The 13601-nt window shown below is 72.5% G+C and carries 11 protein-coding genes; 6 read left to right on the top strand and 5 right to left on the bottom strand.

Going from position 1 to position 13601, the window contains the following annotated elements; translation table 11 throughout:
* Window positions 1-4: 4 nt before the first annotated feature.
* Window positions 5-361, bottom strand: coding sequence for an STAS domain-containing protein (locus AMK16_RS01430; protein WP_073907417.1), 357 nt, complete (start codon window positions 359-361; stop codon window positions 5-7).
* Window positions 362-843: 482 nt separating this feature from the next.
* Here AMK16_RS01430 and AMK16_RS01425 point away from each other — a divergent pair, with 482 nt between their 5' ends.
* Window positions 844-4923 carry a SpoIIE family protein phosphatase gene (locus AMK16_RS01425; RefSeq protein ID WP_073910179.1) on the top strand — a complete coding sequence of 1360 codons (4080 nt, stop codon included), beginning with the start codon at window positions 844-846 and terminating at the stop codon, window positions 4921-4923.
* Window positions 4923-5210 (top strand): STAS domain-containing protein, encoded by a 288-nt coding sequence (locus AMK16_RS01420; RefSeq protein ID WP_073907414.1) that lies wholly within the window; start codon window positions 4923-4925, stop codon window positions 5208-5210. Before AMK16_RS01425 ends, AMK16_RS01420 begins: the two co-directional genes overlap by 1 nt.
* A gap of 123 nt (window positions 5211-5333) precedes the next feature.
* Here the strand turns inward: AMK16_RS01420 and AMK16_RS01415 are convergent, their stop codons facing one another.
* From AMK16_RS01415 to AMK16_RS01405, 3 genes are all read right to left on the bottom strand, one after another.
* Entirely contained in the window at window positions 5334-5759 is a 426-nt protein-coding gene (locus AMK16_RS01415; RefSeq protein WP_073907411.1) for an ATP-binding protein, read from the bottom strand.
* An 81-nt stretch (window positions 5760-5840) separates the two neighbouring features.
* Window positions 5841-6188 carry an STAS domain-containing protein gene (locus AMK16_RS01410; protein ID WP_073907408.1) on the bottom strand — a complete coding sequence of 116 codons (348 nt, stop codon included), beginning with the start codon at window positions 6186-6188 and terminating at the stop codon, window positions 5841-5843.
* A 327-nt stretch (window positions 6189-6515) separates the two neighbouring features.
* Window positions 6516-6803: a hypothetical protein gene (locus AMK16_RS01405; RefSeq protein WP_073907405.1), complete on the bottom strand. Its 288-nt coding sequence runs from the start codon at window positions 6801-6803 to the stop codon at window positions 6516-6518.
* A 54-nt stretch (window positions 6804-6857) separates the two neighbouring features.
* On the opposite strand from AMK16_RS01405, the gene AMK16_RS01400 reads away from it, so the two are divergent.
* Window positions 6858-8303 (top strand): oxygenase MpaB family protein, encoded by a 1446-nt coding sequence (locus AMK16_RS01400; protein WP_073907402.1) that lies wholly within the window; start codon window positions 6858-6860, stop codon window positions 8301-8303.
* Window positions 8304-8448: 145 nt separating this feature from the next.
* Entirely contained in the window at window positions 8449-9840 is a 1392-nt protein-coding gene (locus AMK16_RS01395) for a serine/threonine-protein kinase (protein WP_073907399.1), read from the top strand.
* 225 nt (window positions 9841-10065) lie between these two features.
* Here AMK16_RS01395 and AMK16_RS01390 read toward each other — a convergent pair whose 3' ends face one another.
* Window positions 10066-11133, bottom strand: a complete 1068-nt coding sequence (locus AMK16_RS01390; RefSeq protein WP_242438514.1) for a serine hydrolase domain-containing protein — start codon at window positions 11131-11133, stop codon at window positions 10066-10068.
* 272 nt (window positions 11134-11405) lie between these two features.
* Here AMK16_RS01390 and AMK16_RS01385 point away from each other — a divergent pair, with 272 nt between their 5' ends.
* Window positions 11406-12710: a sensor histidine kinase gene (locus AMK16_RS01385; protein ID WP_073910172.1), complete on the top strand. Its 1305-nt coding sequence runs from the start codon at window positions 11406-11408 to the stop codon at window positions 12708-12710.
* Between the two features lie 68 nt (window positions 12711-12778).
* Window positions 12779-13486 (top strand): response regulator, encoded by a 708-nt coding sequence (locus tag AMK16_RS01380; RefSeq protein WP_073910169.1) that lies wholly within the window; start codon window positions 12779-12781, stop codon window positions 13484-13486.
* Window positions 13487-13601 lie beyond the last annotated feature (115 nt).

Genomic DNA, 13601 nt, shown 5'->3' with positions numbered 1-13601 from the left:
GGGATCAGGCGTGCAGGGCGTCGATGGCGTCTTCGACGGTCAGCTCGAAACGGAAGAGCTGGTCGAGGCCGACGATGCGGAAGACGTGCATGAGGTCGGCGTTCAGCCCGACGAGGAACAGAGGGGCGTCGGCGCCGTGCGCGCGGTTGTAGGCGCTGACGAGCACGGTGATGCCCGTGGAGTCGCAGTAGGTGAGCTCGGACAAGTCGATCAGTACGGGGACGTCAGGGCTGAAAGGTGTCTCCTGGATGACCCGGGTGAGCTCCGGTGCGGTGTGGTGGTCGAGTTCGCCGACCACGGCCAGCACGGCGGCACCGCGGGAGTGGGTGTGGCGGGTGGCGGTCAGAGTGCGGTCGGTCACCTGTTCTCCTCGGCGGGTGGGGTGTGCTGCGGGCGGGCGGGACGGAGAGGGCGGGCAGCGCGGTGTCGTCGCTCACTGTGCTTCCCAGATCGGCCCCCGTCATGTCCCCCGCCCCTCCTCGTCGGCCTTGCCCCTCGGTCCGCGGCGCGGCCGTCCTATCCTACGGATCACGTCAACGAGCTTCTGCGTGTGGTCCGGCAGTCACCCGGTACCGCACGGTCGTGGAGACCGCGGCGCGCGACAGGGGACGGCACAATGGACGCTGGCAGCCGTGCCCGGGCACCGGCTCCGGGCACCGGCCGTCGTGAACGAAGGGGTGGGAAGTGACGCGTTCCGAGGATGGCGGGCCGCAGGCGACGGCGCCTGACGGATCCGCGCCGCAGGCGACGTCCGCGGCGGCCGGGTCCCAGCAGCAGGCGACGCCGCCGCCGGTCCGGTCCGAGGTCTTCGCCGCCGACGAGGTGGTCGGCCGGGACCTGGCCATGGTGGACTGGGCGGCCACCACCCCGCTCGGGGACCCCGAAGGCTGGCCGCAGAGCCTCAGGACGACCGTGAGCATCCTGCTCTCGTCGAAGTTCTCGATGTGGATGGCCTGGGGGCCGCAGCTCACGTTCTTCTGCAACGCCGCCTACCGGCGCGACACCCTGGGGCGTAAGTACCCGTGGGCCCTGGGACGGCCGGCCGACGAGGTCTGGGCGGAGATCTGGGACGACATCGGCCCCCGCATCGACACCGTGCTCACCACCGGCGAGGCGACCTGGGACCAGGCGCTCCTGCTGTTCGTGGAGCGCTCCGGATACCCCGAGGAGAGCTACCACACCTTCTCCTACAGCCCGCTGCGCGACGACGCCGGCCACGTGGTCGGCATGCTGTGCGTGGTCAGCGAAGAGACCGAGCGGGTCATCGGCGAACGGCGGATGACCACGCTGCGCGAACTCGGCTCGGACCCCAGCGTGGTGCGCACCGAGCAGGAAATGCTCGACTTCGCCCGTCTGCAGCTGAGCCGCAACCCGCACGACCTGCCGTTCACGCTGACCTACCTCTTCCAGGACGACGGCAGCGCCGCGCTGGCCGCGGCCACCGGAATCCCGGCCGACCACCCGGCCGCCGTGAAGCTCCTCTCGCCGGGCGCCGAGACGGTGTGGCCGATGGACGCCCCCGCCCGGGGCGAGTCCGCGCTGCTGCCCCTGGACGGAGCCGTGTTCGCGGACCTGCCGACGGGGGAGTGGGCCCAAGCGCCCCAGCAGGCACTGGTGGTGCCGCTGCGGCAGCAGGGCGGCGCCCCGTACGGATTCATGGTGGTCGGCCTGAACCGGTACCGGGCCCTGGACGACGGCTACCGCGGCTTCGTGGAACTGCTCGCCGGGCACGTCGCCACCGGAGTCGCCAGCGCCCGCAGTTACCAGGCGCAGCAGCGGCGCGCGGAGGAACTCGCTGAGCTGGACCGGGCGAAGACCACGTTCTTCTCCAACATCAGCCACGAGTTCCGCACCCCCCTGACGCTGATCATGGGGCCGGTGGAGGAGCTGCGGGACCGGCTCGCGGACGCGGACGCGGACGTGCGCGAGGAACTGGACGTCGTCCACCGCAACGGACTGCGGCTGGGCAAGCTGGTCAACACCCTGCTGGACTTCTCCCGCATCGAGGCCGGCCGGATGCAGGCGCGCTACGAGCCGGTCGACCTGGCCACCGTCACCGGTGAACTCGCCAGCGTGTTCCGCTCCGCCGTCGACAGGGCCGGCCTGGACTTCCTGGTCGACTGCGCCCCACTGCCCGAGCCGGTCTTCATCGACCGGAACATGTGGGAGAAGGTCGTCCTCAACCTGCTCAGCAACGCGCTGAAGTTCACCTTCGACGGCTCGATCCGCATCGCCGTGGGCGCCGAGGACGGTGCCGCCGTGGTGAGCGTCGACGACACCGGGATCGGTGTCGCAGCGCAGGAGATGCCCCGGCTGTTCGAACGTTTCCACCGCATCGAGAACGCCCGGTCGCGCTCCAACGAGGGCAGCGGCATCGGTCTGGCCCTCGTGAAGGAACTGGTCGGTCTGCACGGCGGCGAGATCAGCGCCACCTCCGCCGAAGGGCGCGGCACGCGGTTCACCATCCGGCTGCCCTTCGGCTCCGCGCACCTGCCCGAGGACGCCGTCGTCCCGAAGACGGGCGCGGGAGCGGCTCCCACCGCGACCGACCCCTTCGTGCAGGAGGCCCTGCGCTGGCTGCCCGGCGAGCAGACCGCGGCGACGCCCGCCGCGGTCGAGAACCTCGCGGACGGCAGCACCGACGGACCGGCCACCGGCCCGGAGCTGCCGGCACGCGTACTGGTCGCCGACGACAACGCCGACATGCGTGAGTACCTCATCCGCCTGCTGCGCGGAGCCGGTTACCAGGTCAGCGCGGTCAATGACGGCCGACAGGCCCTGGGGGCCGTCCGCGCGAAGTCCTTCGACCTGGTCGTCAGCGACGTCATGATGCCCCACCTGGACGGCCTCGCCCTGGTCGCCGCCTTGCGGTCCGACCCGCGCACCGCCTCGGTCCCCGTGCTGCTGCTGTCCGCCCGGGCCGGACAGGAATCGTCCATCGAGGGCCTGCAGGCGGGCGCGGACGACTACCTGGTCAAACCGTTCGCGGCCGCCGAACTCCTGGCCCGGGTACGGGCGAACATCGAGCTGGCGCGGCTGCGCAACCACCACGCCCGCTGGCGCACCGCCCTCGTGGACTCCCTGCAGGAAGCCTTCTTCGTCTGCGACGAGGAGGGCGCCGTCGTCGAGATCAACACGGCGTTCACCGAGATCCTCGGCTACGGGCCCGAGGGCCTGCCCTACCGGCCGATCCACCCCTGGTGGCCCGACGCCGCCACCGACGCCGCGGCACACCGGCAGGTCAGCGAGGCCTTCGCCCTGCTGCTCGGCAGCACCAAGGGCTCCTACACCATTCCGGTCACCCACCGCGACGGACACCGGCTCTGGGTGACGGCCTACTTCAACCAGGTCGACGACCCCCACACCGGGCGCCTCGTGACCGTCGGCACCTTCCGCGACGTCACCGCCGAGCACTACGCCATCCAGCGCGAGAGCGCCGTGGCAGCCCTGGGCACCTGCCTGTCCCGGGCCGCCGGCCTGCCCGAAGCGCTGGCCGGCGCGCTGGACGAACTGCGCAAGACCTGGCGCGCCCGGTGGGTCGTGGCAGCGGTCTTCGACCACGGTGACGAACCCACGCTGACCTCCACGGACGCGTCGCTCACCTGGCCGGAGCTGACCGCCGGCCGACGGCAGGCGCTGGAAGACCTGCGCCGGGGGCCGGTCCTGACCCCGGTCGCCGACCACACCGGGGCCGGGATCCTCCTGGAGTTCCCCGACGGCCCGCTCGTCCTGTGGATGGACCTCGGCGAGAACCGGCCCTTCACCGGCGAGGACGAGCTGCTGTTGTCCCTCCTGGCCGGACACCTCGCCCAGGGACTGGGCCGCGCCCACCAGATCGACCAGCAGCGCGAGACCGCCATCGCCCTGCAGCGCGCCATTCTCGGCCCGGCACGGCTGCCCGACGGTTTCGCCGTCCGCTACGAACCCGCCACCAAGCCCCTGGAGGTCGGCGGCGACTGGTACGACACCGTCGTCCTGCCCGACGGCCGCATCGGCATCGTCGTCGGCGACTGCGTCGGGCGGGGCCTGGAAGCCGCCAGCGTCATGGGTCAACTCCGCAGCGCCTGCCGCGCCCTGCTGCTCCAGGACGCGAGTCCCGCCCAGACGCTGATGGCCCTGGACCAGTTCGCCGCCGGAGTTCCGGGCGCGGCCTGCACCACCGTCTTCTGCGGTGTCCTCAACGCCGAGACCGGGCAGCTGACGTACTCCAGCGCCGGCCATCCGCCCGGCATACTCGTCCACCCGGACGGCACCACCCACCTCCTTGAGGAGGGACGTTCGCTGCCGCTCGCCGTCCGGCCCGGCAACAAGCGCCCGGAAGGCGCGTGCACGATCCCGGCCCGCTCCACCCTGCTGCTGTACACCGACGGGCTCGTCGAACGCCGCCGCCGTCCGCTCAGCGCGGGCATCGACCAGGCCGGCGCAGCCCTCAAGGACGGCCGGGACACCGCGGTGGACGACCTCGCCACCGACGTCATGGCGCGGTTGGCCCCCGCCGACGGCTACGACGATGACGTCGCCCTGCTGCTCTACCGGCACCCCGCGCCGCTGGAGATGTCCTTCCCCGCCGAGTCGTCCCAGCTCGCCCCCGTCCGCAAGACGCTGCGCAGCTGGCTCGACCAGTGCGATCTGCCCCCCGCCACCGTGCAGAACATCCTGGTCGCCGCGGGCGAGGCGTGTGCCAACGCCATCGAGCACGGCCACCGCGACGCCCCCGGCGACACGATCTACTTCCGGGCCGAGGCGTACGTCGACCAGCTGCACCTGACCATCGCCGACACCGGCTGCTGGAAGACCCCGCGGCCGGAGCTGAACACCCACCGCGGTCGCGGGATGGGCCTGATGCGCGCGCTCATGCAGCAGGTCACCGTCACGCCCGGCCCGTCCGGCACCACCGTCGACATGCACACGAGGATCGCCTGATGACCACTGCACTGACCCTGACCACCGGACGGCGACCCGACGGCACCGCGCTGCTGACCGCCGTCGGCGAGATCGACATGAGCAACACCAGGGAGCTGGCCACCGCACTGGCGGGCACGGCCGGCCCCCTGGTCCTGGACCTCACCGGCGTCGAGTACCTCGACAGCGCCGGTCTCAGCGTGCTCTTCCCGCACGCCGAGCGCATCGAACTCCTCGCCAACCCCCTCCTGGAACCGGTCCTGACCATCTCCGGACTCGCCGATCTCACCACCGTCCACGGCATATAGCCGCGACCGTCGGCGGCAGGCGGCAGGCGGCAGGGGATCGCGGCTCGTGACCGGTTCTGGTTCCGGCTCCGGCCGTCCCGGCAGGGCGGTGGAGCAGGTCAGGTCAGGTCAGGTCAGGTCAGGTCAGGTCAGGCGCAGGGTGGTGCTGATGGTCTTGCCGCCGGGGTGGACGGTGATGTTGATGTGCTCGGTGAGGCGCTGGATGAGCGGCCACCCGTAGCCACCCGGATGATCGGGGGACCCGGTGCGGGGGGCCGGGGCACGCGGGCTGGTGTCGCCGATGGTCAGGTGCAGGGCGTCGTCGGCGATGTCGCCGTGGAAGGCGGTGATGCCGCCGCCGTGGCGGATCGCGTTGGTGGCCAGCTCGGAGGTGACCAGGAGCGCGTCGGCCGCGGTGACGCTGTCGAGGCTGATGCCCGCGTGTTGCAGGAGGGCGCCGATCGTCTCGCGTGCGGCCGCCGCGGTCGCGGGCAGGCCGGGGAGCGCGTGGCGGCTGCCCCTTCGGCTTATGGAACCGCGGGTGTCGTCGGCTGCTGCGGGCGGGTTCATACCTTCACCGCCTGCCCGTGGTCGCGCGAGCCATGCCGCTCCGCGAAGATTTGGGTGCGGCTGCGGGTACGGAGCGTGCGATCACCATGTCATCGCGGTCTCCACGCTGTCCGCCACGCGGAACGCGTGCCGGGTCCCGGTGACCTCGAACAGTCGGTCGACCGCCGTCTGCAGCGGGCCGGCGAGCACGAGTGCCGTCTCGGCCTCGGTGTGGGCCCTGTGGGCTTCGAGCAGGGCGTGGAGGATGGACGAGTCCGCGAAACGGGTGCGGGACAGGTCGACCACCGTGCGGGCGGATCCGCTCGTGGCCGCCTCGGCGAGGGCCTGGGCAAGGACGGGTGCGCTGTCCTCGTCGAGTTCGCCCCGCAGGCGGACGAGAACTATGCCGTCGTGGGCGGTCGCGGTGACCACCGGTTCTTCTCCGATCACTCCTACATCCTCCTACAAGGCGCGCACCGGACCGGGGCCAGGGGCTGACCAGCGCGGGGACGGTCCCCTCGCGGGCCGTCCAGGGAGCCGCATGCGCTCTCCCTCCTCCCCCTCTTCCTTCTCCTCATTCCTCCTCGCCCGCTCACCCGCGGGGCACCAAGGCGGGCGCCGAGGCGCGCACCGAGGCACATCTCCTCCCTCCGAAGCGCGCGGACATCCGTGCCGCCACGGGAGACATGCCCAGGCGCCGGTCGCGAGGTGCTCCGGGTCAGTCCGCCAGGACCGCCTGCACCACGGCCGGGGGCTGCTTGCCGATCGGCCAGGACGTCACCGTCGCCAGGTGTCCGACCGCCCACCGCAGCAGTCGGCGTCACCGAGCCGTTGTGCCTCGCCCGCCTCGACCCTCTGCCGCAGCGCCTCCGCCAGGAGCAGGACGTGCGTGGGCCGGTACGCGGGAGACCAGCCGCTCCACGCGGCGCCGTCCGCGCGGGCGTGTACGCGGATTTCGACCCTTCGCGGGCCCGCGCGGAAGAACGCCTCGTAGGCGACATCGGGATCCCGGTGCCGGCCGGCCGCTTCCTGCGATCCGGTGCGGTCGTTGGGCTGGAGGGACACCCGCACCCCGGGTCGTCCGGCAGTTCGTTCCCGGTAACCGTTTGGAGATGCCCCTTGCCTTCCGATGATCTTCCCGGTCCTGATTCCCTGCTGCGCCGCACCCTGGGGGAGTGGCGCATCGGGCTGGTGGCGTGGCGTCTGCTGGTCCTGCAGAGCGCCGATCCGGCGGTCGCCGCCGGGATGTCGCAGTTCTCCACCTACCGGGCCCACCCCTGGCGGCGCGTCCAGCACACCATGGACAGTGGCAAGCGGCTGTTCTTCGCCGACCGCGAGGGGCTGCGCAGGGAAGTGGCCCGCCTGGAGCGCACCCACCGCCGGCTCGCCGGCACCGACGAGCAGGGCAGGCCGTTCACCGCGCTGGACCCTGCGGTCCGCGTGTGGGTGCTGGTCACCCTGTACGAGTGCATGACGGCGATGCGGGATCTGTCCGGGCACCCCCTCACCCCGTCCGAACAGCAGCAGATGTACGGCGAGTTCCGCACCGTGTGCGCGGAGTTCGACCTGCCGGACGAGCTGTTCCCGGCGACGGCCGCCGATGTGCCCGCCTACGTGCGGCGCACCGTCGAGGAGCGCCTGGAGTACAGCGAGGCGGTGCGCTACCTGCTGTTCGACATCCTCCGGGAAGCACCGGCGCCCCGTCGCCTGGGCCGCCTGGCGCCCGCCTGGCCCCTCATGCGCACGGTGGTCGCCCACCTCGTGCGCGAGCTGACCCTCGCGGACCTTCCCGTGGCCTTCCGCGAACGCTTCGACCTGCCCCGCACCCGCCGCGCTGCCCTCCTCTCCTTCACCGTGCACCGCGGCATGCGGGTGCTGATGAGCGCGCTCCCCGAGAACCGGCGCTACCGCACGCCCCTGAACGGCGTCCCGTCGACACCTCGGTCACCCGCCGCTGCCGCCGGGCACCCGTCCGGGCCGATCCCGGGCCGGGTGCGGTTGCCGGCGGCGCGCGGGCGCAAGGGCGCGGACAGCCGTCCTGAACGCCTCGGGGCGTTCTTCCGTCTGGTTCTGGACCAGACCGGCGACGGGCGCATCGGCTCGGCCGACCTGCAGGCCATGGCCCACAACGTGTGCTGGCCACTGGAACTGGACGCCGAGGACGAGGCCAAGGTCTACGCCGCCTTCGAGACGTGGTGGCAGCACCTGCGCACCGGCATGGACGCGGACGGCGACGGGTACGTGACCTGCGAGGAGTTCGTGACCGCCACGCTCGCCGGAATCGACACGCGCCCGGACTACCTCCAGCAGGGGCTGCACGTCGCCGTGCGGGCCGTCTTCCACGCGGTGGACACCGACGGCAGCGGGCACCTGTGTGCGGACGAGTACCGCACGGTCTTCGGAGGCTCGCGCGTCCATCCCGCCGAACTGAACCACGGCTTCAGGCAGCTCGACACCGACGGGGACGGCCGTATCACCGAAGAGGAGTTCCTGCGGGCCTTCACCGACTACTTCACCGCCCGTACGGACAGCACGGCCGCCGGGCAGCTCCTCGGACGCGCGTAAGGAACCGATCCGGATCGCGGTAGTCCCCATGCCGATGATCCTGCGGTCGGCCAGGTCCTCGACAGTGGGATCACGCGGCTCGTTGCGTAGCCCGGTCCGTCAGGGGTAGACGCGACCTACTGCCCGCGAGTCGAGGAGGTCCCGCATGTCGGCGCGCCCGAGCCCAGGCCACGCAGCGCAGCTCCAGCTCGGATCCGTGCTGGGCGGCCGCTACCGCCTGTGCTCCCTCATAGGTTCCGGCGGGACCGCGGACGTCTTCCGCGGGACCGACCAGATCCTGGGACGCGAGGTGGCGGTCAAGGTCTTCCGCCCCGGTGCGGACACCGTCACGGTCGACCGCTTCTGCGACGAGGCGCTGACCCTGGCCCGCCTTTCGCACCGCGCGCTCGTCACCGTCTACGACACCGGCCGCCACGAACAAGGGGCCTACATGGTGACGGAGTTGATCCCCGGTATTACCTTGCGCACCCGCATCGACGCCGGTCCCCTGAGTCCCGTACAGGTGACCCGGCTCGGTGCCGAAATCGCCTCGGCCCTCGACCACGTCCACGCGCACGGCATCATCCACCGGGACATCAAGCCCTCCAACGTCCTGCTCAGCGACGACGGCTCACCCTTCCTGGCCGACTTCGGGCTCTCCCGAACCGTCGACGACCATTCCCGCAGTGAACCGGACACACTCGTCGGCACGCTCGCCTACATGGCACCCGAGCAACTCCTCGGCCAGGGAGCGGGTACGGCCAGTGATGTCTACGCCCTGGGACTCACCCTGCTGGAAGCGCTGACCGGCGTCCGCGAGTACCGCGGCTCTCCCGCCGAAGTCGGTGTGGCTCCGCTCCTGCGTCCCCCGCAGATACCCGAGCGGCTGCCCGACGACCTGGGGCGGCTGCTGAGGGCGATGACCGACCAGGACCCGCGGGCACGCCCCGACGCAGCCGGCATCCACCTGACCCTGCGCGGCTCCGGCACCACGCCGCCCCTGCGTGGCACGGTGACGGCGGCTCGTACCACCCTTCCCACGGAGCCGGAGCCGGAGCCGGAGCCGGGGCCAAAGTCTGCGCCCGGGTCGGAGCCGGACACGCACCGCGCCGCCGCGGGCTTCGACCGCACCTCGGATATCCGCGGGGGCGGCCGCGGATCCCGGCGCGGCCGCCGTACGGCGGGGGTGGCCGTGATGGCCGCGAGCGTGATCGGCGCCTCCGTGCTCATGGTGGGGGCGACGGGATCCGGCCGCCCGCCCTCGGACAGCCGGCCGACGGCGCCCGAGGCTGCCGCGCGCCCGTCGGACACCTCCACGACCCCCGCGTCACCGTCGCCGTCGGCGTCCGTGCCACCCGCCGTGCCCGTGTCCGTGCCCGCGAGCGCGCCCTCACTACCCGCCACCCCGGCGGCCGCGCCCTCCAGCCCCCCACCCGCTGCCGCCCCCGCCTCCGCCCCGGAGGGTACGCGCGCGACGGATGAGCGCCCGACGGGCAAGGACAAGGGGCACCAGTCCGGGAACAACGGGAAGAAGGAGCACAAGAAGCCGCCGAAGTGAGGCCCCGCGGGCGGGCCGCACCCGGGGGGCGCACGATGCGTCTGCACCTCTGCACCTCTGCACCTGTGCACCTGTGCACGTCTGCACGTCTGCACGTCCGCGCCCCGGGCGCCGGCCGGCGCCCGGGACGCAGCGGCCGTCACCGCCACCGCGGCCGGCTCCGCGGGCCCGACGTCCTGCCGGACCCGGCGGCTGTGCGGCTCGGCGCCGCGTGCCCGGCGCGGTTCAGCCGCACAGGGCCCTGTCCACGACGCCCTCGACACGCCTGGTGGCCGCCAAGTCGGTCGGGACGCTGGTCACCGCGATGTTGGCGGCGCGGCCGTCGTCGGTGATCCCGCCCCTGGTCTCGTAACCCGGGATGTCGCCGCCGTGGCCCCAGTAGACACCGCCGCACGACAACGGCCTGCTCATCAGCCCCAGTCCGTAACCCGCGCCGGTGTCCCCGATCGGGACGGTGGTGCGCATCTGGGCCAGTTGGGCCGCCGGGAGGAGGCGGCCGGTCATGAGCGCGGTGAAGAACCGGTTCACGTCGGAGTTCGTGGAGATCAGCTGACCCGCCGCCCAGGCCGCCGAGGGGTCTATCTCCGTGAAATCGCGCAGAGGAGCGCCTGCCGCATTCCTGTGGTAGCCCCGGGGATGGGGTTCCCGGATGGTCTTGTCACCGGGGGCGGGGAAGTAGGTGTGGCGCAGCCCGATGCGCTTGATGATCCGCCGGTCGATCTCCTCGGCGAGGGGGCGGCCGGTGACCTTCTGGACGATCAGGCCGGCCACCACGTAGTTCGTGTTGCTGTACGCCCAGCTCGTCCCGGGGGCGAAGTCGGCCTTGTGCCGGAACGCGATGTCGAGCAGGTCGCGGGGGTCGAAGTAGCGGTGCGGGAGGTCGTCGTCGGGAATGTCCGATCCGTATTCGGGAAGACCGCTGGTGTGCTGGAGGAGCTCGCGGACGGTGATGTGGCGCCCGTCGATCCCCTCCCCACGGACCAGGCCCGGCAGGTAGGTCTCCACCGGGGAGTCCAGTGCGATCCTGCCCTCACCGACGAGTTGCAGCACGGTCACCGCGGTGAACGTCTTGGTGGTGCTGCCGATCCGGACCTGTCCGTCGGCCGGCACCTTGGCGCCGGTCGCCAGGTCGCCGACCCCCGCGGTGTAGGTCCGGGTACGGCCGGCGCGGTCCATGACGCTCGCCAGCGCGGCGGGCATGCCGTCGTCCCGCACCAGTGCACCCAGGCCCTGCTGGACGGGGTCCGGCCTGGCGGCGGCCGTCGCGGACGGCGCCAGGCCGCCCATCGTCATGACACCGACGGCAACGGTGGCCGCGGCGGATACGACGCGTCGCCGACCGCTTCGCTGCCACCTGGACGAAAGGGGCATCCGGCGTTCCTGCTCCTGCATGAGCCACTCCATGGAAGTCGTTGGAAGATCAGCGGTGTGTGCCGAGAGCCGTGAGCCGCTCGGGGCACGATCGTGGCTTCCGGGGGCTGCCGTGCGCATCGCGGAAAGGCGGGAGAAGAAGCTCCCCCGATCGGGGGAGGCCGCCAGTGGCTGGTCCGGCCATACTGACCGTCATGATCACGGGACTCCGGCCGTTGCTGCGCGGCTCCACGTACACGGGTGTGCTGTTCGCCTATGGCGGCGCGCTGGCGAGTCTCCCCCTGCTGCCCTTCGCCCTGCTGCCGGCGATGATGTGGCAGTCCGCTCCCGAGGGCGTGCGGACCGCTCTGGTCCTGCTCGTCTGGGCAGCGCTGATCGGCCTGGTCGGGCTGGCCCGCACCACGCGGCGGATCCTGGTCGTGTCCGCCCGCCGGCTGCTGGGACTGCCGTTGCCGGCTCCGGCGGTCGGTCGCCGCTCGGCACGTCCACCGGGCACCGGGCCGACCCCTGCCGTGCCGGGGCATGCCGCGCCGACCCGCGCCGGGCGGTCCGGCGCCGACCGCTGGCGCACTCCGCTCTGGCTGCTGCTGCACGTGGCGCTGGGGTGGACGGGGGCGCTGGTGACCGGCGTGCTGCTCCTGATGGGCCTGACCCTCCCGGGAGACCTGCTCGGAGCCGAGGCGCGGCTGAGCCTGTTCGGCTGGTCGGCGCGGGCGGACGGCGGCTGGAGCAGTTGGGCGGTCGGGCTCGGCTGCCTGCTGTCGGCGGCCACCGCGTGCGCACTGGTGACGAACGCGCTGCGCTGGGCGGCACCCAGGCTGCTGGGTCCGTCCTCCGCTGAACGGCTCGCACTGGCGGCCGAGCGGGAGCTGAGGCTCGCCGAACGCAATCGCCTCGCCCACGAGTTGCACGACTCGATCGGGCACACCCTGACGGCGGCCACGATCCAGGCGGCCGTGGCCGGCGAAGTGCTCGACGCCGATCCGGCGGCAGCGCGGGCAGCGATGCGCAGCATCGAGGAGTCGACCCGGGCCGCTCTGGAAGACCTCGACTACGTGCTGGGCGCGCTGCGCGAGGAGAAGGGGGAGACGGCGCCGACCCGTACCCTGGCCGATTTGCCCGAGCTGTTGGAGCGGTTGCGGCACGCGGGCGCGGTGGTGGAGCCGGAACTGTCGGGCGGGTGGGAACAGGTCCAGGGAATGCTCTCGCGGGCGGCGTACCGGATCCTCCAGGAGGGGCTGACGAACGCGCTGCGGCACGGGGCCGGCGGTCCGGTCCAGGTGCGCGTGGCGGCCACGCCGAACGGGCTGGAGCTCAGCGTGGTCAACCGGACCGGGACGGGCTCCGGAAGGGGCCCGGGCGCCTTTCCCGCCTCCGGGCACGGCCTGCCGGGCCTGGCCGAGCGCGTGCGCCTGCTGCACGGTGAGATCGAGGTCGGCCCGGACGGGCCACGGCACTGGCGGTTGCTGGTCCGGCTGCCGATGCGGTGCTCCCCGTGACCGGCGCGAACGCGAACGCGAACGCGAACCCGAATACGAACGCGAACCCCGACGCCGCCGTCCCGGCCGTGTCGGCCTCGCCCGACGCGAGAGCGGTTGCCCCGCCCGGACCGGTCGCTGCCCCCGTCACCCTGCTGATCGCGGATGACGACGAGGTGACGCGCAGCGGACTGCGCACCTTGCTCGCGGCCCGTCCGGGGATCACGGTCGTCGGGGAGGCCGCCGACGGTGCCGAGGCGGTCGAGCGGGCGCGGCAGCTGCGGCCGGACGTCGTCCTCATGGATGTGCGGATGCCCCGCCTCAACGGCATCGAGGCCACCCGGCAGCTGCTGGCCGGGTCGGCCGAACCGCCGAAAGTCGTGGTGATCACCACCTTCGAGAACGACGACTACGTCACCGCCGCGCTCAGCGCGGGTGCCGGCGGGTTCGTGCTCAAGCGGCATCCGGTCGGGCAGATCGCGGAGGCGGTGCGCGTGGTGGCCGCGGGAGAGGCCATCCTCTTCCCGGCGGCGCTGCGGCGGATGGTCTCCCCCCGCCCGCGGGGCTGTGACGAGGCGCTGCCGAAGGCGGCGCTGACGGGGCGGGAGGAGGAGGTGCTGCGGTCGATGGCCACCGGCCTGTCCAATCCGGAGATCGCGCGCTCGCTCACGGTGAGCCTGGAGACGGTCAAGACCCACGTCGGGAACGTGCTGACCAAGCTCGGCGCGCAGAACCGGACCCACGCGGTGGTGATCGCGTACGAGACCGGCCTGGTGGTGCCGGGGTTCACCGGCTGACACCGCCGGTCCGCTCCGGCCGTCGGACCGATCGGGAGCGCGCCGATGCGGCGCCGCGGGCCGCCGCAGGATGGACGTGCGGAAGAAGAGGCCCGGAGGATGACCGAACGATCAC

Origin of the sequence: Streptomyces sp. CB00455, from assembly GCF_001905445.1 — a bacterium.
In the GTDB taxonomy this organism is placed as follows: Bacteria; Actinomycetota; Actinomycetes; order Streptomycetales; family Streptomycetaceae; genus Streptomyces.
This window is presented reverse-complemented; position numbering and strand designations above follow the sequence as displayed.

Bases quoted from the DNA above. Each gene is read 5' to 3' on its own strand.
- AMK16_RS01385 (WP_073910172.1), top strand. From the start codon at position 11,406: ATGATCACGGGACTCCGGCCGTTGCTGCGCGGCTCCACGTACACGGGT.
- AMK16_RS01420 (WP_073907414.1), top strand. From the start codon at position 4,923: ATGACCACTGCACTGACCCTGACCACCGGACGGCGACCCGACGGCACC.
- AMK16_RS01390 (WP_242438514.1), bottom strand. From the start codon at position 11,133: ATGACGATGGGCGGCCTGGCGCCGTCCGCGACGGCCGCCGCCAGGCCG.
- AMK16_RS01395 (WP_073907399.1), top strand. From the start codon at position 8,449: ATGTCGGCGCGCCCGAGCCCAGGCCACGCAGCGCAGCTCCAGCTCGGA.
- AMK16_RS01415 (WP_073907411.1), bottom strand. From the start codon at position 5,759: ATGAACCCGCCCGCAGCAGCCGACGACACCCGCGGTTCCATAAGCCGA.
- AMK16_RS01425 (WP_073910179.1), top strand. From the start codon at position 844: ATGGTGGACTGGGCGGCCACCACCCCGCTCGGGGACCCCGAAGGCTGG.